The organism is Enterobacter nematophilus (assembly GCF_026344075.1).
Classification (GTDB): Bacteria; Pseudomonadota; Gammaproteobacteria; order Enterobacterales; family Enterobacteriaceae; genus Enterobacter; species Enterobacter nematophilus.
Genome location: NZ_JAPKNE010000003.1, coordinates 369,438 through 390,869 on the forward strand (window position 1 = coordinate 369,438; position 21,432 = coordinate 390,869).

At 59.3% G+C, this 21,432-nt stretch carries 19 protein-coding genes; 16 read left to right on the forward strand and 3 right to left on the reverse strand.

Annotated elements, in window-relative coordinates:
• The first annotated feature begins 38 nt into the window (after positions 1-38).
• From OSH03_RS11455 to OSH03_RS11495, 9 genes are read left to right on the forward strand one after another with little or no spacing between them, the layout of a single operon-like run.
• The gene (locus OSH03_RS11455) at positions 39-965 is read left to right on the forward strand and encodes a VOC family protein (RefSeq protein WP_266179090.1); all 927 of its coding nucleotides are present in this window, start codon (positions 39-41) and stop codon (positions 963-965) included.
• Positions 962-2,149: an NAD(P)/FAD-dependent oxidoreductase gene (locus OSH03_RS11460; RefSeq protein ID WP_266179091.1), complete on the forward strand. Its 1,188-nt coding sequence runs from the start codon at positions 962-964 to the stop codon at positions 2,147-2,149. The genes OSH03_RS11455 and OSH03_RS11460 overlap by 4 nt, the downstream gene beginning before the upstream one ends.
• 21 nt (positions 2,150-2,170) lie before the next feature.
• Positions 2,171-3,427: an MFS transporter gene (locus tag OSH03_RS11465; protein ID WP_266179092.1), complete on the forward strand. Its 1,257-nt coding sequence runs from the start codon at positions 2,171-2,173 to the stop codon at positions 3,425-3,427.
• Between the two features lie 10 nt (positions 3,428-3,437).
• A complete protein-coding gene (locus OSH03_RS11470) occupies positions 3,438-3,968 on the forward strand; it encodes a cupin domain-containing protein (RefSeq protein ID WP_266179093.1) in 531 nt (176 codons plus the stop codon).
• A gap of 9 nt (positions 3,969-3,977) precedes the next feature.
• Complete coding sequence (locus OSH03_RS11475; RefSeq protein WP_266179094.1) at positions 3,978-4,748, forward strand: alpha/beta fold hydrolase; 771 nt, start codon at positions 3,978-3,980, stop codon at positions 4,746-4,748.
• Positions 4,732-5,526, forward strand: a complete 795-nt coding sequence (locus OSH03_RS11480; RefSeq protein WP_266179095.1) for an SDR family oxidoreductase — start codon at positions 4,732-4,734, stop codon at positions 5,524-5,526. The genes OSH03_RS11475 and OSH03_RS11480 overlap by 17 nt, the downstream gene beginning before the upstream one ends.
• Before the next feature lie 9 nt (positions 5,527-5,535).
• The gene (locus tag OSH03_RS11485; RefSeq protein ID WP_266179096.1) at positions 5,536-6,306 is read left to right on the forward strand and encodes an aspartate dehydrogenase; all 771 of its coding nucleotides are present in this window, start codon (positions 5,536-5,538) and stop codon (positions 6,304-6,306) included.
• Between the two features lie 9 nt (positions 6,307-6,315).
• Positions 6,316-7,785 carry an aldehyde dehydrogenase gene (locus OSH03_RS11490; RefSeq protein ID WP_266179097.1) on the forward strand — a complete coding sequence of 490 codons (1,470 nt, stop codon included), beginning with the start codon at positions 6,316-6,318 and terminating at the stop codon, positions 7,783-7,785.
• Between the two features lie 13 nt (positions 7,786-7,798).
• Positions 7,799-9,439, forward strand: a complete 1,641-nt coding sequence (locus OSH03_RS11495; protein WP_266179098.1) for a thiamine pyrophosphate-binding protein — start codon at positions 7,799-7,801, stop codon at positions 9,437-9,439.
• Positions 9,440-9,539: 100 nt separating this feature from the next.
• Here OSH03_RS11495 and OSH03_RS11500 read toward each other — a convergent pair whose 3' ends face one another.
• Both OSH03_RS11500 and loiP read right to left on the reverse strand, forming a co-directional pair.
• Complete coding sequence (locus OSH03_RS11500; RefSeq protein WP_266179099.1) at positions 9,540-10,808, reverse strand: OprD family outer membrane porin; 1,269 nt, start codon at positions 10,806-10,808, stop codon at positions 9,540-9,542.
• 210 nt (positions 10,809-11,018) lie between these two features.
• Positions 11,019-11,777 carry a metalloprotease LoiP gene (loiP, locus tag OSH03_RS11505; protein ID WP_028014340.1) on the reverse strand — a complete coding sequence of 253 codons (759 nt, stop codon included), beginning with the start codon at positions 11,775-11,777 and terminating at the stop codon, positions 11,019-11,021.
• A 271-nt stretch (positions 11,778-12,048) separates the two neighbouring features.
• On the opposite strand from loiP, the gene tkt reads away from it, so the two are divergent.
• The 7 genes from tkt (at position 12,049) to OSH03_RS11540 (ending at position 20,438) form a co-directional block, all read left to right on the forward strand.
• A complete protein-coding gene (tkt, locus tag OSH03_RS11510) occupies positions 12,049-14,040 on the forward strand; it encodes a transketolase (RefSeq protein ID WP_266179100.1) in 1,992 nt (663 codons plus the stop codon).
• A gap of 337 nt (positions 14,041-14,377) precedes the next feature.
• The gene (epd, locus tag OSH03_RS11515; RefSeq protein ID WP_061097136.1) at positions 14,378-15,397 is read left to right on the forward strand and encodes an erythrose-4-phosphate dehydrogenase; all 1,020 of its coding nucleotides are present in this window, start codon (positions 14,378-14,380) and stop codon (positions 15,395-15,397) included.
• 49 nt (positions 15,398-15,446) lie between these two features.
• A complete protein-coding gene (gene pgk / locus OSH03_RS11520) occupies positions 15,447-16,610 on the forward strand; it encodes a phosphoglycerate kinase (RefSeq protein WP_048957304.1) in 1,164 nt (387 codons plus the stop codon).
• Between the two features lie 92 nt (positions 16,611-16,702).
• Positions 16,703-17,782, forward strand: coding sequence for a class II fructose-bisphosphate aldolase (gene fbaA / locus OSH03_RS11525; protein ID WP_061097137.1), 1,080 nt, complete (start codon positions 16,703-16,705; stop codon positions 17,780-17,782).
• Positions 17,783-17,969: 187 nt separating this feature from the next.
• Positions 17,970-18,824, forward strand: coding sequence for a small-conductance mechanosensitive channel MscS (gene mscS, locus OSH03_RS11530; protein ID WP_266179101.1), 855 nt, complete (start codon positions 17,970-17,972; stop codon positions 18,822-18,824).
• Between the two features lie 145 nt (positions 18,825-18,969).
• Positions 18,970-19,605 (forward strand): arginine exporter ArgO, encoded by a 636-nt coding sequence (argO, locus tag OSH03_RS11535; RefSeq protein ID WP_151412620.1) that lies wholly within the window; start codon positions 18,970-18,972, stop codon positions 19,603-19,605.
• A gap of 92 nt (positions 19,606-19,697) precedes the next feature.
• Positions 19,698-20,438 carry an oxidative stress defense protein gene (locus OSH03_RS11540; protein WP_061097140.1) on the forward strand — a complete coding sequence of 247 codons (741 nt, stop codon included), beginning with the start codon at positions 19,698-19,700 and terminating at the stop codon, positions 20,436-20,438.
• 48 nt (positions 20,439-20,486) lie between these two features.
• Here the strand turns inward: OSH03_RS11540 and argP are convergent, their stop codons facing one another.
• Positions 20,487-21,380, reverse strand: a complete 894-nt coding sequence (gene argP, locus OSH03_RS11545) for a DNA-binding transcriptional regulator ArgP (RefSeq protein WP_003860089.1) — start codon at positions 21,378-21,380, stop codon at positions 20,487-20,489.
• Positions 21,381-21,432 lie beyond the last annotated feature (52 nt).

Below are 21,432 nucleotides of genomic sequence, written 5' to 3' on the forward strand. Positions count from 1 at the left end.
GGTTTACGCCCAATTTGGGCCAGATGAGGCAACGAACGATGAGTGTAACCGGAATTGAAAAGCTGGAATTTGGCGTGGAAGACCTGACGCACTGCGCCAAATTTATGCGTGATTTTGGCCTGACGGGCGATGCCAGCGGCCAGCGTTTTACCACCCTGAGCGGCGCGCGCGTGGAGCTAAACCCGATCGACAGCCCCGACCTGCCGCCGGCGTTTGAGGCGGGCAACACCCTGCGCCGCATGACCTGGGCGGTTGCCGCGCAGTCCGATCTTGACGCGCTGCGCCCGAAGCTTGCGCAGCAGCCCGGCTTCCGCGAGGTGGGCGACGCGCTGGAGTGCCTCGACCCGAACGGCATGACCCTGCGCGTGCAGGTGACCCAGCAGACCGAGGTGGAGCTGAACGTCGAGGCGATTAACCAGTGGGGCGACGCCCGCCGGATCGACACCCCGAGCCCGGTTTACGATCGCGCCCAGCCCATCAACGTTGGGCACGTGGTGTTCTTCGTGGAAGAGCTGGCGGCGGTGGAAAAATTCTACCGCGAGGTGCTCGGCTTCCAGGTCTCTGACCGCTACATCAACCGGGCCGTGTTCCTGCGCTGCGGCGCGCGCGGCGGCCATCACAACCTGTTCCTGCTGCAGCTGCCGAACCGCAGGCGCGGTCTCAACCACGTGGCCTTCACGGTACGTGATATTCATGAGGTGATCGGCGGCGGGATTGCGATGAATAAACACGACTGGAGCACCTTTATCGGGCCGGGCCGCCATCCGGTGTCGTCGGCCTATTTCTGGTACGTCAACAGCCCGACCGGCGGCGCGTTTGAGTATTACACCAACGACGACTACCTGACCGAAAACTGGCAGCCGCGCGAGCTGGAGCACTCGCTGGTCTCCTTTACCGAATGGGCGGTGGAAGGCGGGATCGACCACGACACGCGGCGCCAGCAGAAAAAGCCGGAGGCGGTATGACGTCGCGCATTGTCATTATCGGCGGCGGCCAGGCGGGCGGCTGGGCGGCGAAAACACTGCGCGACGAGGGCTTCGGCGGCGAGATTTGCGTAGTGGCGGAAGAGGAGTGGGATTTCTACGAACGTCCGCCGCTGTCGAAAGCGTCCCTGCTGGAGCCGGACGCGGCACTCCCACGGCTGTTTAGTGAAGAAGCACAGCAGGCGCTGAACCTGACATGGCACCGCCCGCTGCGTGCGGAGCAGATCGACCGAGCGGCGAAAACGGTGCGGTTAAGCAACGGCGAGTATCTTAGTTACAACATTCTTTTGATTGCCACCGGAGGGCGGGCGCGTCTGCCGGGTGAGGCGTGGGCTTCCCATCCGCAGGTCTACACCCTGCGCCACTGGCAGGACGCGCAGCGCCTGAAGGGTCGGCTGGCGGAAAGCGAAAAGCTGGCGATTATCGGCGGCGGCTGGATTGGCCTGGAGATTGCCGCCTCCGCGCGCAAAAGCGGCGTGGCGGTCACCCTGTTCGAGCAGCAGCCGGCGCTGTGCATGCGCTCGGTGAGCGGCGAGGTGTCGCAGCGCCTGGAAGCCCTCCACCGCGAGCAGGGGGTGGATATCCGTACCGGCTGCGGCGCGCTGGAGCTGGAGGACGATAGCGGCCTGCCGGTTATCCACTGCGACGGCCTGCGCGATACCTTTGACGCGGTGGTGGTGGGGATCGGCGTCGATCTTAATCTGGAGCTGGCGCGCGACGCGGGGCTGCGCACCGAACGGGGGATCGTCGTGGACGCTCAGGGACGCACGTCGGATCCGTCCATTTTTGCCGCCGGAGATGTGGCCCAGCATCATCATTACGGCCTGTGCATTCAGTCCTGGGCGTTTGCGCAGAATCAGGCGGTGGCGACGGCAAAAGCGATGCTCAACCCCGATGCGCCAGGCTACGACGACGCGCCGTGGCTGTGGTCGGATCAATATCAGCACAACATTCAAATCCTCGGTATTCCGCAGCCGGGGAGCACAACGATAGCGCGTGAAGATTCGCTGTACTTCTCGCTGGACGAGAGCGGGCGGCTGACGCAGCTGGTGGCGTTTAACGATGCGCGCACCGTCAAGCTGGCGAAGCGCTGGATGGCGGCAGGGCGGGATTTATCGGACGTGCCGCTCGCCGACCCGACCTTTTCACTGATGTCACTGCGATAACCCGCACCCGTAGGGGGAGACATGACCACATTAGAGACCAACACCGCGCCCGTTGAGGCGAGCGGTGAGGGAGCCCGCACGCCTGAAAAAGCGGTGCGCTGGGCCATCCCGCTGTCGCTGCTGGCCTGCGTGCTGCTGGCGTTTTTCGACAAAATCAGCATTGCGGCGCTGTTTTCTGACGGCCATTTCCAGCAGGCAATGGGCATTGATTTCGACACCACGCGCCTCGGCATTTTGATGAGCGCCTTTCTGCTGAGCTACGGCTTTTCGTCAGTCTTTTTAAGCGGCTTAGGCGACAAAATCGCCCCGCTGCGCCTGCTCACCGGAATGATGGTCGTCTGGTGCGTGCTGATGGTGGCGATGGGCTTTACCCATAACTACACGCTGATGATCGTGCTGCGCATCCTGCTGGGCGTGGCGGAAGGGCCGCTGTTCCCGCTCGCCTTCGCCATCGTGCGCCACAACTTCCCGCAGCATCTGCAGGCGCGCGCCACCATGCTGTGGCTGCTTGGCACGCCGGTGGGCGCGGCGATTGGCTTCCCGCTCTCCCTCTGGCTGCTGAACGCCTTCGGCTGGCAGAGCACCTTTTTCGTGATGGCGATGCTCACCGTGCCGGTGCTGATATTCGTGCGCGTCGGGCTGCGCGGGATCCGTCTGGAGGCAAAACCCGGCACCTCGCAGGCATCTCAGGACGAGCGCCGCGCCGCGCGCCGCGAGCTGTTTGTCAGCCCGCACTTCTGGATCATCTGCATCTTTAACATTGCCTTCCTGACCTACCTTTGGGGCATCAACGGCTGGCTGCCGGGCTATCTCATCAAGGGCAAAGGTATTCATCTGGAACACGCGGGCTGGCTGTCGTCGATGCCGTTCATCGCCATGCTGGCGGGCGAGGTGATTGGCGCGTGGCTTTCGGACCGGGTCGATAAGCGCGCGGCGGCCTGCTTTATCTCCATGGCCGGGGCGGCGGCAGGTCTCGCGGCGGTGATGCATCTCGACACCCCGCTGACCATCATCGCGGCGATGAGCTTCAGCACCTTCATGTGGGGCACCGGCGCACCCAACATTTTCGCCCTGCTGGCGAAGGCCACCCATCCACGGGTGAGCGCCACGGCGGGCGGCATTTTCAACGGGCTGGGAAACTTTGCGGGCGCGCTGTCGCCGGCGGTGATGGGCGCGCTTATCGCCTTCACCCACAGCATGGATTCCGGGCTGATTTTTCTGGCGGTGATGGCGGCGGTGGGCTGCGTCCTGTTACTGCCGCTGCTGAGACGTTACTGAGGAGAGTGTCATGACTGATTCAACCGTAACCAACACATCAGGCATCAAACCTGACCACCTGACAATGGAAGAGTGGGTCGAGTCGCGCATCGCGCGCTTCGAAGGCCGTAAATATGACTGGAACGCGCTGAAGTTCCAGGCCGATTTTGACCCGAAATACCGCCGGGCGCAGATGCGCTACATCGGCACCGGCGCAACCGGCGTGGCGAACGACACCAACACCGTGCAGGCGGACCATTTCACCTTCTCCACCATGGTGCTGCCGTCGAAGTGCGAAGGGCCGCTGCACCTGCACGACGACGTGGAAGAGGTGTTCTTCATGCTTAAAGGGCAGATCACGCTGATGATCCAGGACGGCAGCAACTACACCGAAACCGTGCTGCGCGAGCGCGATCTGATCTCCGTTCCGCCGGGGATCTATCGCGGCCTGTTTAACCACGGGGAAGAAGAGGCGCTGATGTGCGTCATGCTGGGAACCAACAAGCCGGAAATCCCGACCTATCCCTCCGATCATCCGCTCTCAAAAGTGAAGCGGAACTAAGGGGGCGCCATGACGGGTTTTCGTGAACAGGGAAGCGGCATTCCGCTGATGCTGCTGCACGGCATCAGCTCCGGCGCGGCCTCCTGGCACAAGCAGATGGCGCTGGAGGGCTTTCGCGTGCTGGCGTGGGACATGCCCGGCTATGGCGAAAGCCCGCTGCTGGCGGTTGAGCGTGCGAACGCGGGGGATTACGCCGACGCGCTGGCGGCGATGCTCGACCGCGCGGGCGTCTGGCGGACGGTGCTGGTGGGCCATTCGCTGGGAGCGCTGGTGGCCAGCGCCTTTGCGGCGAAGTATCCGCAGCGCGTGCTGCACCTGGTGCTGGCGGACGCCGCGCAGGGCTACGGCAATGCAGTCCCGGAACAGCGGGAGCAGGTCTGGCGCAGCCGCGAGCAGCAGATGGCGCTCGGCGGTGAAATCCTCGCGCAGACCCGCGCCGCGAAGCTGCTGCGCCCCGGCGCGCGCGCGGAAGATATCGCTACCGTCGCGGCGGGCATGCGCGCGCTGCGTTCCGAGGGCTACCTTGCCGCCGCGTGGATGCTGGCGCACGACGACATTCACGGCTGGCTTAAAGATTACCCAGGCGCGTTTGAAGTCTGGTGCGGCGAGCAGGACGCGATCACGCAGCCCGAGCTGGTGCAGGGGCTGGCGCTGCGCTACCGCATGCCGTTTATCTCTATTCCGCAGGCCGGACACGCCAGCTATCTCGACAACGACGCGTTTTTTAACCAACAGCTTTTACGCATTAACGAAGAGGTGCGCGATGAATGCACAAATTGACGGCCGCGTAGCGGTAGTCACAGGCGGTTCTTCCGGCATTGGCTTTGAAACGCTGCGCCTGCTGCTGGGCGAGGGGGCAAAAGTGGCCTTCTGCGGCCGCGACCCGGACCGGCTCGCCAGCGCCCACGCGACGCTGCAAAACGAATACCCGGACGGGGAGATTTTCTCTTACCGCTGCGACGTGCTGAACGCCGACGAGGTGCAGGCCTTCGCGGATGCCGTTCAGGCTCGCTTCGGCGCGGCGGATATGCTGATCAACAACGCCGGGCAGGGCTACGTGGCGCACTTCCACGACACCCCGCGCGAGGCGTGGCTGCACGAAGCCGAACTCAAACTGTTCGGGGTGATCAACCCGGTTCAGGCGTTTCAGCCTCTGCTGGAGCGGTCCGACATCGCCTCCATCACCTGCGTCAACTCCTTGCTGGCGCTGCAGCCGGAGGAGCACATGATCGCCACCTCCGCCGCCCGCGCCGCGCTGCTGAATATGACGCTCACGCTCTCGAAAGAGCTGGTAGGTAAAGGCATTCGCGTCAACTCCATTTTGCTCGGCATGGTGGAGTCCGGCCAGTGGCAGCGCCGCTTTGAAAACCGGGCGGATAAAAGCCAGAGCTGGCCGGAGTGGACGGCGGATATCGCGCGCAGGCGCGGCATCCCGATGGCGCGTCTCGGCAAGCCTCAGGAGCCCGCGCAGGCGCTGCTGTTTCTCGCCTCGCCGCTGGCATCGTTTACCACCGGCGCCGCGCTGGACGTTTCCGGCGGCTTCTGCCGCCATCTGTAAGGACGCATCATGAAAAAGGTAATGTTAATTGGGTTTGGCGCCATGGCGCAGGCGGTGATTGAACGTTTACCCGCCGGCGTGGCTATCGGTTGGATCGTGGCGCGTGAAGCCCACCATGCGGCTATTCGCGCGCAGCTTGGTGATGCGGTAATCGCGCTGACCTCGCCGGTAGACTGCGCGGAAACGCCCGACCTGGTGCTGGAGTGCGCCAGCCAGCAGGCGGTGGCGCAGTATGGCGAAGCGATCCTGCGCCGCGGCTGGCATCTGGCCGTTATTTCAACCGGCGCGCTGGCGGACAGCGCGCTGGAACAGTGCCTGCTCGCGGCGGGCGGCAGGCTGACGCTGCTCTCCGGGGCGGTTGCGGGCATTGACGGGCTGGCGGCGGCGAAAGAGGGCGGGCTTGAGCGCGTCACCTATCAGTCGCGCAAAAGCCCGGCCAGCTGGCGCGGCAGCTATGCCGAGCAGCTTATCGATCTTAACGCGGTCTCAGAGGCGCAGGTCTTCTTTGAAGGCAGCGCCCGCGAGGCGGCGCGCCTGTTCCCGGCGAACGCCAACGTGGCGGCAACCGTGGCGCTCGGCGGCGTGGGGATGGACGACACCCGCGTGCAGCTTATGGTCGACCCGGCAACGAAGCGCAATACCCACACGCTGCACGTCGAAGGATTGTTCGGCGAGTTCCATCTGGAGCTGAGCGGGCTGCCGCTGGCGTCTAATCCTAAAACCTCCACCCTTGCGGTACTGAGCGCGGTGCGCGCCTGCCGCGAACTGGCCCTGAGCTGAGGAGTGACGATGGACGATCTGAAGATTTTTATCGGCGGCCAGTGGCGACGCGGCGGCGGTAACCCGATGCAGAGCCGCTTCCCGGCTGACGGGTCGATCAATGCGACGCTGAATGCGGCAAGTCTGGACGACCTGCAGGACGCGATCGAGGCCGGCGAGCGGGCGTGGCGCGATCCCGCGTGGCGCAACTGCCTGCCGCATATGCGGGCGAAGATCCTGCACAAGGTTGCGGATCTCATTGAATCCCGCGTGGATGAACTGGCGCAGATGCAGAGCCGCGACAACGGCAAGCCGCTGGCGGAAGCGCGCGGGCTGGTGATGAGCGCGGCGGGCACGGCGCGCTACTTTGCCGCCGCCTGCGAGCTGCTGGAAGGCGAGCTCCCGACGCCGCGCCAGCCGGATTTGCTAACCCTGAGCCGCTATGAGCCGCTCGGCGTGGTGGCCGCCATTACGCCGTGGAACTCGCCTATTGCCAGCGAGATGCAGAAGGTCGCGCCGGCGATTGCCGCGGGTAACGCAGCGATCCTCAAGCCTGCCGAAGCCACGCCGCTGATGGCGCTGGAGCTGGCGCGGATTTTTGAACAGGCCGGGCTACCTGCCGGGCTGCTGAGCGTCCTGCCGGGCAAAGGCTCGGTGATTGGCGATGCGCTGGCGCGTCACCCTAAGGTGCGGAAAATTTCATTTACGGGCGGCACCACCACCGGCCGCCATCTGGCGCACGTGGCGGCGGAAAAGCTGATCCCAGCCTCGCTGGAGCTGGGCGGAAAATCCCCGACCATCGTGCTGGAGGATGCAGATGTTGAGCAGGCCGCGCGCGGGATTTGCTACGGCATTTTCAGCTCGGCAGGGCAGGCGTGCATCGCCGGGTCGCGGCTGTTTATTCACGAAAGCATCTACGCGCCGCTGATGGCGCGGCTGCTGGAATTAACTCGCGGGCTGCGCGTGGGGCACCCCTTCACCGACGGCGTCCACGTTGGGCCGCTGATCAATGAGAAACATCGCCAGAGCGTGCAGGAATACGTCGAGCTGGCGAAGCGCGAAGGGGGGCGCGTGCTGTGCGGCGGGGAGATTCCGGCGGATCCAGACCTGGCAAACGGCAGCTTCTTCCAGCCGACCATTATCGAAGGGCTGACGAACAGCGCCCGCGCGTGTCAGGAGGAGATTTTCGGCCCGGTGCTGGTGGCGATGCCGTTTCGCGATGAAGCCACGCTTATCCGCGAGGCGAACGACTCGGTTTACGGCCTGGCGGCAGGGATTTGGACCCGCGACACCGGGCGCGCGCTGCGCCTGAGCGAGCAGCTGGAGGCGGGCACGGTGTGGATCAACACCTACAAAGTTTTTGCGATTTCGACCCCGTTCGGGGGCTTTAAAGAGAGCGGTCTGGGCCGTGAAAAGGGCATTCAGGGGCTGAAAGCCTGGATGCAGCAAAAGAGCATTTATCTGGCGACGGGTAATAGCGTCAACCACTGGTGCGACTGAGAAAGGGTGAGCAATGAGCGAAATGATAACCGTCGGCGACGCCATCGCCAGAACGCTGGAGCAGTATCAGGTTGAGGCCATCTACGGCGTCATCTCCATTCACAACCTGCCGATCGCGGACGCGGTGGGGCAGCGCGGCAACATTCGCTTCGTGCCCGCGCGCGGCGAGGCGGGGTCCGTCACCATGGCCGACGCCCACGGGCGTTTTTCCGGCCTCGGCGTGGCGCTGACCAGCACCGGCGCGGGGGCGGGCAACGCGGTCGGCGCGCTGGTGGAGGCGATGAATGCCTGCACGCCGCTGCTGCATTTAACCGGACAGGTGGAGAAAGCGTGGCTGGATGCCGACACCGGGTTTATCCACGAAACCCGCGACCAGCTGACCTTCCTGAAGGCCAGCTCAAAGCGGGCTTATCGGATCGGCAACGCCAGCCAGGCGATAGCGATTCTGCATAAAGCGATTCAGGAGGCGCAGACGCCGCCGTGCGGGCCGGTATCAGTGGAGATCCCGATTGATATTCAGGGGGCCAAAATACCCCTGTCTCTGGTGACCGCACCGGTGAAACCGGCTTCGGCTGCAGCCGTGGATCCCGCGATGGTGGATGCGTTGTGGACGCAGCTCAGGCAGGCGAAACGGCCGCTGCTGTGGCTGGGCGGCGGGGCGCTGGGAAGCGCTGACGCCGTTAAAACGCTGGCGGATGCGGGCGTGACGGTGATCTCCAGCACCCACGCGCGCGGCGTGCTGCCGGACAGCCATCGCGCCAGCCTGCGGGCGTTCCACAACTCGCCGTCGGTGGAGGCGCTTATCGCGCAGTGTGACTTTACGCTGGTTGCCGGTTCACGCCTGCGCAGCAACGAAACCCGCTCCTGGACGCTGGCGCTGCCCTCTCCGCGCGTCCAGATTGATATCGACCCGGCGGCGGCGAGCCGCAATTACCTGATGGATAACACGCTGATAGCCGACTGCTCCGCGTTGCTTCCCGCGCTTGCCGACAAAGCTCAGGGCCGGGAATGGGGGGACGCGCAGTGGGATACGCAGGTGCAGCAGGCGGTGGCTGAAGCAGAGCAGGGGCTGCGCGAACAGTGCGGCGCCTATGCGAAGCTTAACGACGCCATCGAGAAAGCCCTGCCGCAGGACGGCCTGCTGGTGCGCGATATCACCGTTTCCGGCAGCCTGTGGGGCAGTCGTCTGTTCCGCGCTAACGGTCCGCTGATGAACATTCACTCTCTCGCCGGGGCGATTGGCATGGGGCTGCCAATGGCGATTGGTACCGCGATTGCCAACCCGCAGCGTAAGGTGGTGGGGCTGGTGGGCGATGGTGGCCTGAGCCTGAATTTAGGCGAGCTGGCGACGCTGGCGCAGGAGAAAGCCAACGTGACGCTGCTGATCATGAACGACGGCGGCTACGGCGTGATGCGCGGCATTCAGGATAAGTACTTCGGCGGGCGTCAGTATTATAACGAACTGCATACGCCGGACTTTACCCTGCTGGCACAGGCAATTGGCCTGCAGGCGTGGAGCGTTGAGCGGGCAGAGGATTTTGAAGCCGTGATGACGGAAGCGCTTGCAATGCCGGGGCCGTCGGTGGTGGAAGTGAGGATGGGCCAGATTGGCGAGCTGAAGTTTGCCGGGCCGCCGCAGAAGACGCTTTACTGAGGTGTGAGGTTTCCCCTCACCCCAGCCCTCTCCCCAAAGGGGAGAGGGTGCATTCAATCCCCTCCCCCCTTTGGGGAGAGGGTTAGGGTGAGGGGGCAAATCAGAACACGTTAAACGGGTATTCCACGTAAGCGCGGATCTCGTCTCCGCCCACGTTGTACTCGCTGGCGTTGCTGGAGACGCGCAGCACGGAGTAGCGCAGCTTCAGCTTCAGATCTTTCGCCGGGCCGTCCTGCACCTGGTACTGGATCTGGTTAAACCATTCATGCTCTTTGCCGTTGCTGGTTTCAGACGTCTTAATGTTGTCGCCGCGCACGTAGGCGGTGGTCCAGCTCAGGCCCGGCAGGCCGAGTCCGCCGAAGTCCAGGCCGTACGACGCCTGCCATGAGCGCTCGTCTTCACCGTTAAAATCAGACCAGTAGGAGTTCGCCAGCCAGATGGTGTTGCCGCCGTCACCTACGCCGCCCTGATCGCGATAGCCGCCGTAGTTGTAGCCGGTGCTGCCGCTGCTCTGCTGGTACGCCACTTTAAAGGTATGAATATCCCAGATGTAGCTCGCCGCCAGGCTCCAGATGGAGTTGCTGCGGCCGGTGTCGAGGCTGTCCGCGTAGCTCTGATCCAGACGCGAGTTATAGCCGTTAAAGTCGAGCACCAGCTGCTGCCCGGTGCTGAACGGCTGTTTGAAATTCAGCCCCAGGTACTGTTTGTTCATCACCTCTTCGTTATGAGAGGCGTACAGCGTGCCGCTGAACTGGTCGTTGAACTGGTAGCTTGCGCCACCGAAGGTCAGGCTTTTCAGGCCGCTGTCGTGGCGGTCGTCGCTTTTACGCTGCTCGTCGGTGAAGTAACCTGCGTTCACTTCCAGGCCGTCGATCTCTTTCGAGGTCAGCATGGCACCGGTGTAGCTTTCAAACAGCAGTCGGGAGCTGTCGGCATTAACAATAGGCAGTTCAGGACGCTGGTTACCGTAGCTCAGCACGGTATTCGAGATCCGCATTTTGGCGGTAGCGCCAAATTTCGCTAAATCGGATTTGGCCCGGCCATCGTCTTCCTGTTTAAAGAAGTCGATACCGCCCGCGCCGCTCTTGCCGCGACCGCCGTCCAGGCGCACGCCGTACTGCGCGATGCCGTCCACGCCAAAGCCCACCAGCCCTTCGGTATAGCCGGATTCAAAGGTGGCGATGATGCCCTGGCCCCATTCGGCTTTATCCTGCTGGCCCTGATGGTAGTCGCGGCTGATATACGCATTGCGTAAAAACAGGTCTAAATGGCTGTCGTCGATAAAACCCTTGCTGTCAGATTGCTGGCTTGCAGCGGCGGGTAATGCGGCGAATAAACTTAAAGCAATTAACGATAATTCTTTTTTCACGGAGGGAACGTCTCTGTCTTAATATATTAAATTGAATTACTGCGCGTTTGATAATTACCGGAAAGGTTAACGATTGCAATCAATATGTGACCAGACGTTTCAGCCGGAAAGGGTAGGTTTGACGCGGCTTTCAGAGGTGTTACCGATACGTGCGATTTAGTTAGCAATTCATGCGAAATAAAAAGGAGGCATAAATGCCTCCTGCCAAAATTATTTAATTCCGTCTGCGGCCATTCGGTCGCGAATATGTTGCGCGCGGGCTTCTGAAGCCGGGTGATCGTCAAACATGGAGCTCTGGCGACCCGCTTCCAGTTTTGCCAGCTTTTCGAAGCTGGTGGCTAAACCGGATGGATTAATACCGCGTTTGCGCAACAGATCGTAGGAGTAGTCGTCCGCTTCGGACTCCTGACGCTGCGAGAACTGGGAGTTAACCAGCTTTTCGCCTACGTCACCAAGCTGCGACTGTGACAGGCTGCCAACGATGCCGCCCGCAGAGGCCGCCGCCGCACGAATGGCGTTGGTGCCTAAGGCAACCTGCATCCCTTTTTTCACGTGGCCGAGCGCAACGTGGCCCATTTCATGGCCGATCACCGCTTCCACTTCATTGTCGGTCATCATGTCCATCAGCCCGCTGTAGACGCGGATGCAGCCGTTGGCCATCGCGAAGGCGTTGACGTCTTTCGCCATGTAAACCTTGTAGTTCACCGGCTGGCCGTTGATGTTATCCCCGAGCGCGGAAGCAATCTTATTCAGACGCTGTGTGTAGGTACTGTCAGCCGGCGCAAGCGTGGCTTTTCCGTCCATATCTTTACAGGCCTGATCGCTCAGCGCTTTAACCTGCGCGTCGCTCAGGGAGTAGGCCTGAAAGGCTTCTGCGCCTGAGGTCATCAGACCGTTAGAGTCCATATTCTGACAGCCGCTCAGCACGAGCGTTGTACCCAGGGCCAGCACTATTGCACGCATTTTCATGAGGTTGCTTCCGTACTCGTTAATCTGAATAAAATCCGAAAAGTGCACCCGCAACGAAGCCGGGGCGGGATAAGTATAAGGAATATCTACAGGCGCGGGCGAGCAGATTGCGCAACATGCGAGCATGATCCAGAGATTTCTTAAGCTGCAAAAGAATGGTCCATGTACATGCCCTGCGGCTTGGGTTACATTGTTGGCACTTTTTTCCGGCGTAGCCCAAAACGCGCTGTCGTCAAGGGCATGGCCTTTAACAGTCCGATCTGGAGTTAAAATGTCCTCACGTAAAGAGCTTGCTAATGCTATTCGTGCGCTGAGCATGGACGCAGTACAGAAAGCCAAATCCGGCCACCCGGGTGCCCCTATGGGTATGGCTGATATCGCCGAAGTCCTGTGGCGTGATTTCCTTAACCACAACCCGCAGAACCCGTCATGGGCTGACCGCGACCGTTTCGTGCTGTCTAACGGCCACGGCTCTATGCTGATCTACAGCCTGCTGCACCTCACCGGCTACGATCTGCCTATCGAAGAGCTGAAAAACTTCCGTCAGCTGCACTCCAAAACTCCAGGTCACCCGGAAGTGGGCTACACCGCTGGCGTAGAAACCACCACCGGCCCGCTGGGTCAGGGTATTGCTAACGCTGTGGGTATGGCGATTGCCGAGAAGACCCTGGCGGCGCAGTTCAACCGTCCTGGCCACGACATCGTTGACCACTTCACCTACGCGTTCCTGGGCGACGGCTGCATGATGGAAGGCATTTCTCACGAAGTGTGCTCCCTGGCCGGTACCCTGAAGCTGGGCAAACTGGTTGCGTTCTATGACGACAACGGTATCTCCATCGACGGTCACGTTGAAGGCTGGTTCACTGACGACACCGCCGCGCGTTTCGAAGCCTACGGCTGGCACGTTGTGCGTGGCGTTGATGGCCACGATGCTGACTCGATTAAACGTGCTGTAGAAGAAGCGCGCGCAGTGACCGACAAACCGTCCCTGCTGATGTGCAAAACCATCATCGGCTTCGGTTCTCCGAACAAAGCGGGCACCCATGACTCCCACGGCGCACCGCTGGGCGACGCGGAAATCGCGCTGACTCGCGAAGCGCTGGGCTGGAAATACCCTGCCTTCGAAATCCCGTCTGAAATCTACGCTCAGTGGGATGCAAAAGAAGTGGGCCAGGCGAAAGAAGCGGCCTGGAACGAGAAGTTCGCTGCCTATGCGAAAGCGTTCCCACAGGAAGCGGCTGAATTCACTCGTCGTATGAAAGGCGATATGCCGTCTGACTTCGACGCGAAAGCGAGCGAGTTCATCGCGAAGCTGCAGGCGAACCCGTCTAAAATCGCCAGCCGTAAAGCGTCTCAGAATGCGATCGAAGCGTTCGGCCCGCTGCTGCCAGAATTCCTGGGCGGCTCCGCTGACCTGGCACCATCTAACCTGACCCTGTGGTCTGGTTCTAAGCCAATCAACGAAGACACTGCCGGTAACTACATCCATTACGGTGTACGTGAGTTCGGTATGACCGCTATCGCGAACGGTATCTCCCTGCACGGTGGTTTCCTGCCGTACACCTCTACCTTCCTGATGTTCGTAGAGTATGCGCGTAACGCCGTGCGTATGGCTGCGCTGATGAAACAGCGTCAGGTGATGGTCTACACCCACGACTCCATCGGTCTGGGCGAAGATGGTCCAACTCACCAGCCGGTAGAGCAGGTGGCTTCCCTACGCGTGACCCCGAACATGAGCACGTGGCGTCCATGTGACCAGGTTGAATCCGCAGTGGCGTGGAAATACGGCGTTGAGCGTCAGGACGGCCCGACCGCGCTGATCCTCTCCCGTCAGAACCTGGCGCAGCAGGAGCGTACCCCAGAGCAGCTGGCTAACATCGCGCGCGGTGGTTACGTGCTGAAAGATTGCGCGGGCCAGCCTGAGCTGATCTTCATCGCGACCGGTTCTGAAGTTGAACTGGCCGTAGCAGCATGGGAAAAACTGACTGCCGAAGGCGTGAAGGCGCGCGTGGTCTCCATGCCGTCTACCGATGCGTTCGACAAGCAGGATGCGGCTTACCGCGAATCCGTACTGCCTAAAGCGGTTTCCGCTCGCGTGGCGGTGGAAGCGGGTATCGCTGACTACTGGTTCAAATACGTGGGTCTGAACGGCGCTATCGTCGGTATGACCACCTTCGGTGAGTCTGCTCCGGCAGAACAGCTGTTCGAAGAGTTCGGCTTCACCGTTGAGAACGTTGTCGCTAAGGCGAAAGAACTGCTGTAATTGTTTGTCCGGTGCGGGCTGATGCCCTCACACCGGCCCTCTCCCATGGGGAGAGGGCGTATAAAGCAGGCCGGGTAAGCGCTAGCGCGCCACCCGGCTTTTTTGTAGGCATTATTCCACCCAAAATGTGACGCAAGTCATATAGCTCGCTTATTCATCTGGACAGACATTCCTTTTATTCCTCGATTCGCTTATTCTTGCTGAAGCGTTTCAGTCGATTAAATGTTCGACAATTGACCAATCAATCGCAGTTTGTGATAGCAAAGATTCCCCTTCGGGCGTAGCTGGATTACTCTTTCAGCCACCTCAAACTCAGGGATAGCTTTGCAGGAGATCTATGACCGTACGCGTAGCGATTAATGGCTTCGGTCGCATCGGGCGCAACGTGGTTCGTGCTTTATATGAATCCGGGCGTCGTGCGGAAATCACCGTGGTGGCAATCAATGAACTGGCGGATGCTGCGGGCATGGCGCATTTGTTGAAATATGATACCAGCCACGGCCGCTTTGCCTGGGACGTTCGTCAGGAAAGAGAGCAGCTGTTTGTCGGTGACGATGCGATTCGCGTGCTGCATGAGAGCAGTATTGCAGGGCTGCCCTGGCGTGAACTGGGCGTGGATGTGGTGCTCGACTGCACCGGTGTTTACGGTAACCGCGAACACGGCGAAGCGCATCTGGCAGCTGGCGCAAAAAAAGTCCTGTTTTCTCATCCCGGCAGTAACGATCTCGACGCGACCGTCGTGTTTGGCGTCAACCAGCATGAGCTGAAGGCTGAGCACCTCATCGTTTCCAACGCCTCCTGCACCACCAACTGCATTATTCCGGTCATCAAACTGTTAGACGATGCGTACGGCATTGAATCCGGCACCGTGACCACGATTCACTCCGCCATGCACGATCAGCAGGTTATCGACGCCTACCACCCGGATTTACGACGCACTCGCGCGGCGAGCCAGTCAATCATCCCGGTGGACACAAAGCTGGCTGCGGGGATCACCCGAATTTTCCCGCAGTTTAATGACCGTTTTGAAGCGATTGCCGTGCGTGTCCCGACAATTAACGTGACGGCAATCGACCTCAGCGTGACGGTGAAAAAACCGGTAAAAGCCTGTGAAGTCAACCTGTTGCTGCAAAAAGCGGCACAGGGAGCATTTCATGGTATAGTTGACTATACGGAATTACCGTTGGTCTCAGTAGATTTTAACCACGACCCGCACAGCGCCATCGTCGATGGCACGCAGACGCGAGTCAGTGGCGCACACCTTATCAAGACGCTGGTCTGGTGTGATAACGAATGGGGCTTTGCTAACCGAATGCTCGACACCACGTTAGCAATGGCCGCTCAAGGTTTCAGGTAAGACGCATCGTGCGTCTGCAAAACTTTAAGAATCAACGAGAGGATTCACCATGTCTGTAATTAAGATGACCGATCTGGATCTGGCTGGTAAACGCGTTTTCATCCGTGCCGATCTGAACGTACCGGTTAAAGATGGCAAAGTGACCAGCGACGCGCGTATCCGTGCATCTCTGCCAACCATCGAGCTGGCTCTGAAGCAGGGCGCTAAAGTGATGGTCACCTCCCACCTGGGCCGTCCAACCGAAGGCGAGTACAACGAAGAGTTCTCTCTGCTGCCAGTTGTTAATTACCTGAAAGACAAACTGTCCAATCCGGTTCGCCTGGTGAAAGATTACCTGGACGGCGTTGAAGTTGCCGAAGGTGAGCTGGTGGTTCTGGAAAACGTTCGCTTCAACAAAGGCGAGAAGAAAGACGACGAAACCCTGTCCAAAAAATACGCTGCTCTGTGCGACGTATTCGTAATGGACGCATTCGGTACTGCGCACCGTGCGCAGGCGTCTACTCACGGTATCGGTAAATTTGCAGACGTCGCGTGTGCGGGTCCTCTGCTGGCTGACGAACTGGAAGCACTGGGTAAAGCGCTGAAAGAACCTGCTCGCCCAATGGTTGCTATCGTTGGTGGCTCTAAAGTGTCTACCAAACTGACCGTTCTGGATTCCCTGTCTAAAATCGCTGACCAGCTGATCGTCGGTGGTGGTATCGCGAACACCTTCGTTGCCGCTCAGGGCCACAACGTGGGTAAATCCCTGTACGAAGCAGACCTGGTTGACGAAGCCAAACGCCTGCTGGGCACCTGTGATATCCCGGTTCCAACTGACGTTCGCGTGGCGACCGAGTTCTCCGAAACCGCTACCGCGACCCTGAAATCTGTTAACGACATCAAAGATGAAGAGCAGATCCTGGACCTGGGTGACGTTTCTGCACAGAAACTGGCTGAAATCCTGAAAAACGCAAAAACTATCCTGTGGAACGGACCTGTCGGCGTGTTCGAATTCCCGAACTTCCGCAAAGGGACTGAAATCGTTGCTAACGCTATCGCAGACAGCGAAGCGTTCTCTATCGCAGGCGGTGGTGACACCCTGGCAGCAATCGACCTGTTCGGTATTGCTGACAAGATCTCCTACATCTCCACTGGTGGCGGCGCATTCCTCGAGTTCGTGGAAGGCAAAGTACTGCCAGCAGTAGCAATGCTCGAAGAGCGCGCTAAGAAGTAAGCCATTCAAGGGCAGGGAAACCTGCCCAATTTTCAGCGCGCTTTTAAAAGCTCGCACCTTTTCTAACGGCCGAAGATACAGGACTAAGCAACATGTCTAAAATTTTTGATTTCGTAAAACCTGGCGTGATCACTGGTGATGACGTACAGAAAGTGTTCCAGGTAGCTAAAGAAAACAACTTCGCTCTGCCAGCAGTTAACTGCGTAGGTACCGACTCCATCAACGCCGTACTGGAAACTGCTGCTAAAGTTAAAGCGCCAGTTATCGTTCAGTTCTCTAACGGCGGCGCTGCGTTCATCGCAGGTAAAGGCGTGAAAACTGACATTCCTCAGGGTGCTGCAATCCTGGGCGCTATCTCTGGTGCGCACCACGTTCACCAGATGGCTGAGCACTACGGTGTTCCGGTTATCCTGCACACTGACCACTGCGCGAAGAAACTGCTGCCGTGGATCGACGGTTTGCTGGACGCGGGTGAAAAACACTTCGCGGCTACCGGTAAGCCACTGTTCTCTTCTCACATGATTGACCTGTCTGAAGAGTCACTGCACGAAAACATCGAAATCTGCTCTAAATACCTGGCGCGCATGGCCAAAATGGACATGACCCTGGAAATTGAACTGGGCTGCACCGGCGGTGAAGAAGACGGCGTGGACAACAGCCACATGGACGCTTCTGCCCTGTACACCCAGCCAGAAGACGTTGATTACGCTTACACCGAGCTAAGCAAAATCAGCCCACGCTTCACCATCGCAGCGTCCTTCGGTAACGTACACGGCGTTTACAAACCAGGTAACGTGGTTCTGACGCCAACTATCCTGCGTGATTCTCAGGAATACGTGTCTAAGAAACACAACCTGCCGCACAACAGCCTGAACTTCGTCTTCCACGGCGGTTCCGGTTCTTCTGCTCAGGAAATCAAAGACTCCGTAAGCTACGGCGTAGTGAAAATGAACATCGATACCGACACCCAGTGGGCAACCTGGGACGGTATCCTGCAGTACTACAAAACCAACGAAGCTTACCTGCAGGGCCAACTGGGCAACCCGAAAGGCGAAGACCAGCCGAACAAGAAATACTACGATCCACGCGTATGGCTGCGCGCAGCGCAGACGTCCATGGTGACCCGTCTGGAGCAGGCATTCAAAGAACTGAACGCGATCGACGTTCTGTAATTTGAGCTGCTAACAGCATCAGAAGGCCCGCAAATGCGGGCCTTTTTTTTATGCGTTTTCAACATGCTGCAACATCTGCTTTTGTGATCTGTTTGGCAAAACTTGCGCTTTTTGTTTACCCTTTACTGACCTGCCTGTCTCCCTGAGGGATAGATTTAGTGTTTTGGTTTAACAAAAGGAAGAATAAATGGAACAACTCGATGTTGTAGACAGCATCAATCACGCCGGTAACTGGCTGGTGCGTAACCAGGCGCTGCTCCTGAGCTATGCGGTGAACATCGTTGCGGCAATTGCCATCATCATCGTGGGTATGATCGTGGCGCGCATCGTGTCGAACGCCGTCAACCGTGTGATGGTCGCGCGACACATCGACGCCACGGTGGCTGATTTTCTCTCCGCACTGGTACGTTACGGCATCATTGCCTTTACGCTGATTGCGGCGCTGGGTCGTGTGGGCGTACAGACGGCATCCGTTATTGCCGTACTTGGTGCTGCGGGTCTGGCTATTGGTCTGGCATTGCAGGGCTCGCTTTCAAACCTGGCGGCAGGCGTGCTGCTGGTGACCTTCCGTCCGTTCCGCTCCGGTGAATATGTTGACCTTGGCGGCATCGCCGGTACCGTGCTGCAGGTGCAGATTTTCTCTACCACCCTTCGCACCGTCGACGGCCGCATCGTGGTGGTGCCGAACGGGAAAATCATCGCGGGCAACATCATTAACTTCTCCCGCGAGCCGGTGCGCCGTAACGAGCTCATCATCAGCGTGGCGTATGATTCTGATATCGATCGGGTGAAGTCGCTGATCGCGAATATCATCGCCTCTGACGATCGCATTCTGAAAGACAAAGAGCAGACGGTTCGCCTGAACGAACTGGGCGCTTCCTCTATTAACTTCGTGGTGCGTATCTGGAGCAAGAGCAGCGATCTGCAAAACGTATACTGGGACGTGCTGGAGCGCATCAAGCGCGACTTCGACGCCAACGGCATCAGCTTCCCGTACCCGCAGATGGACGTAAACGTCAAAAAGGTCAAAGAAGCAGAGTAACTTTACCTGTAGGCCCGGTAAGCGCTAGCGCCACCGGGCTTTTTGGTTATTAGGCATGCTAATCCCCAATTAATATTATCCATTTCCTCTAATGTGATTCGCGCAGTATAGTCAACTTCCAGAACAATACTGTGAGAATTTCGTCATGTTATCGTATTACTTTCAAGGGCTTGCCTTAGGTGCGGCCATGATCCTCCCTCTCGGCCCGCAAAATGCGTTCGTCATGAATCAGGGCATTCGCCGCCAGTATCATCTGATGATTGCCCTGCTGTGCGCGGTGAGCGATCTGCTGCTGATTTGCGCCGGGATCTTTGGCGGCAGCGCGCTGCTGATGCAGTCACCCTGGCTGCTGGCGCTGGTGACCTGGGGCGGCGTGGCGTTTCTGCTGTGGTACGGATTCGGTGCCCTGAAAACGGCGATGAGCAGCAACGTTGAGCTGGCAAGCGCTGAAGTGATGAAGCAGGGCCGTTGGAAGATTATCGTCACCATGCTGGCGGTCACCTGGCTAAATCCGCACGTTTACCTCGATACCTTCGTGGTGCTGGGCAGCCTGGGCGGACAGCTGGACGTTGAGCCAAAACGCTGGTTTGCGCTCGGCACGGTCAGCGCCTCTTTCCTCTGGTTCTTCGGACTGGCGATCCTGGCGGCGTGGCTGGCTCCGCGGCTGCGTACCGCCAAAGCTCAGCGCATCATCAATACGCTGGTCGGTCTGGTGATGTGGTTTATCGCTTTCCAGCTGGCGAAAGAGGGCATTCATCATGTACAGGGATTGCTCAACTAAGCGTTGTCTTATGGACAACTGAACAAGACCCGCTAAGCTTGCTGGCATGCGCCCTGTTGTTGGGGCACTCTTCGCAACATGGAGGAATGACAGTGAAGTTTAAAGTGATGGCCCTGGCGGCATTAGTAAGTTTCGGTGCGGTGTCGGTGCAGGCAAGTGAACTGCCGGATGGCCCGCACATCGTCACGTCAGGCACCGCAAGCGTCGATGCGGTACCGGATGTTGCAACCCTGGCGATTGAAGTGAACGTGGCGGCGAAAGATGCTGCTTCCGCCAAGAAACAGGCGGACGATCGTGTTGCGCAATACCTCTCTTTCCTGGAGCAGAACGGTGTCGCTAAAAAAGACATCAGCTCTGCTAACCTTCGTACCCAGCCGGATTACGACTACCAGAACGGCAAAAGCATCCTTAAAGGCTATCGCGCGGTGCGCGCCGTGGAAGTGACCGTGCGTCAGCTGGACAAGCTGAATTCCCTGCTGGACGGCGCGCTGAAGGCCGGCCTGAACGAAATCCGTTCGGTATCGCTGGGCGTTGCGCAACCGGAGAAATACAAAGACGAAGCGCGTAAAGCGGCGATTAATGATGCCATTCATCAGGCGGAACAGCTGGCGTCTGGCTTTAAGAGCAAGCTTGGCCCGGTATACAGCGTGCGTTACCACGTCTCTAACTACCAACCAAGCCCGATGGTTCGGATGATGAAGGCTGACGCCGCGCCGGTTTCTGCTCAGGAAACCTACGAGCAGCCGACCATTCAGTTCGACGATCAGGTGGATGTGGTGTTCCAGCTGGAGCCAACTCAAACTCAGCAAACTGAGGCGGCTAAGGCGCAGTAATTTGCCCTCACCCTAACCCTCTCCCACAGGGAGAGGGAATTCAAGCGATTAATCCTGTCTCAACACCTTATGCCCAAACGCCAGCAGCGCATCCGTGACGTTGCGCATCATGCGGCTTTCCGGCGCAAAGCGGTGCCAGTAAAGCATCCGGCGCTGATAGAGCCCCGGCGTTAGGTCAATCAGCTCACCGCTTTTCAACTCTTTCTCAATTTGCAGGTGCGGGATCATGCAGCAGGTGGTGCCCTGACGCGCAAGCTGAACGAAGGCTTCTGACGAGTTGACGATATGACACGGCACGCTGCCCGGCGGCAGGTCAAAGTTTTGCTGTAAAAACGCCTGGTGCATATCGTCCAGATGGTCGAACGCCACGGCAGGCGCTTTCAGCAGCGCGGCGCGGGTGACGCCATTCGGAAAGTAGCGCTCCGCAAAGGCTTTTGAACCGACAAACAGGTAGTCGAGCGCGCCCAGCTGATCGACAAGACAGCTTGGCAGCGCCTGAGGCTGGATACTGACCGCCCCAACCACTTCGCCGCGACGCAGGCGCTCCTGGGTGCGGGTTTCATCTTCAACCTGCAGATTCAGGCGGATAGGGGAGTCGGCCAGCACTGGCGCAAGGGCCGGCAGCAGCCAGGTCGCCAGACTGTCGGCGTTGACCGCCAGCGAGAGCAGCAGCGGCGTGGAACCCGTTTGTTCGTCACCCAGCCACTCGTCTTCCAGCAGCTCAACCTGACGCAGCAGGGCGAGAAGTTTTTGCCCTTGCTCCGTTGGGCGCGGCGGCACGGTACGCACCAGCAGCGGCTGCCCGAACATGTTTTCAAGCTGTTTGATACGCTGTGATACGGCGGACTGGGTGATACACAGCTTTTGCGCTGCGCGCTCAAAGCCGCGTTCACGAATAACTGCATCAAGTGCCTGTAGTGTTCTGTAGTCCGGACGTTTCATTGCTCTGGCTGGCTCCTAAATTTTGCTTAATCTGCACTATGACACAATTTTC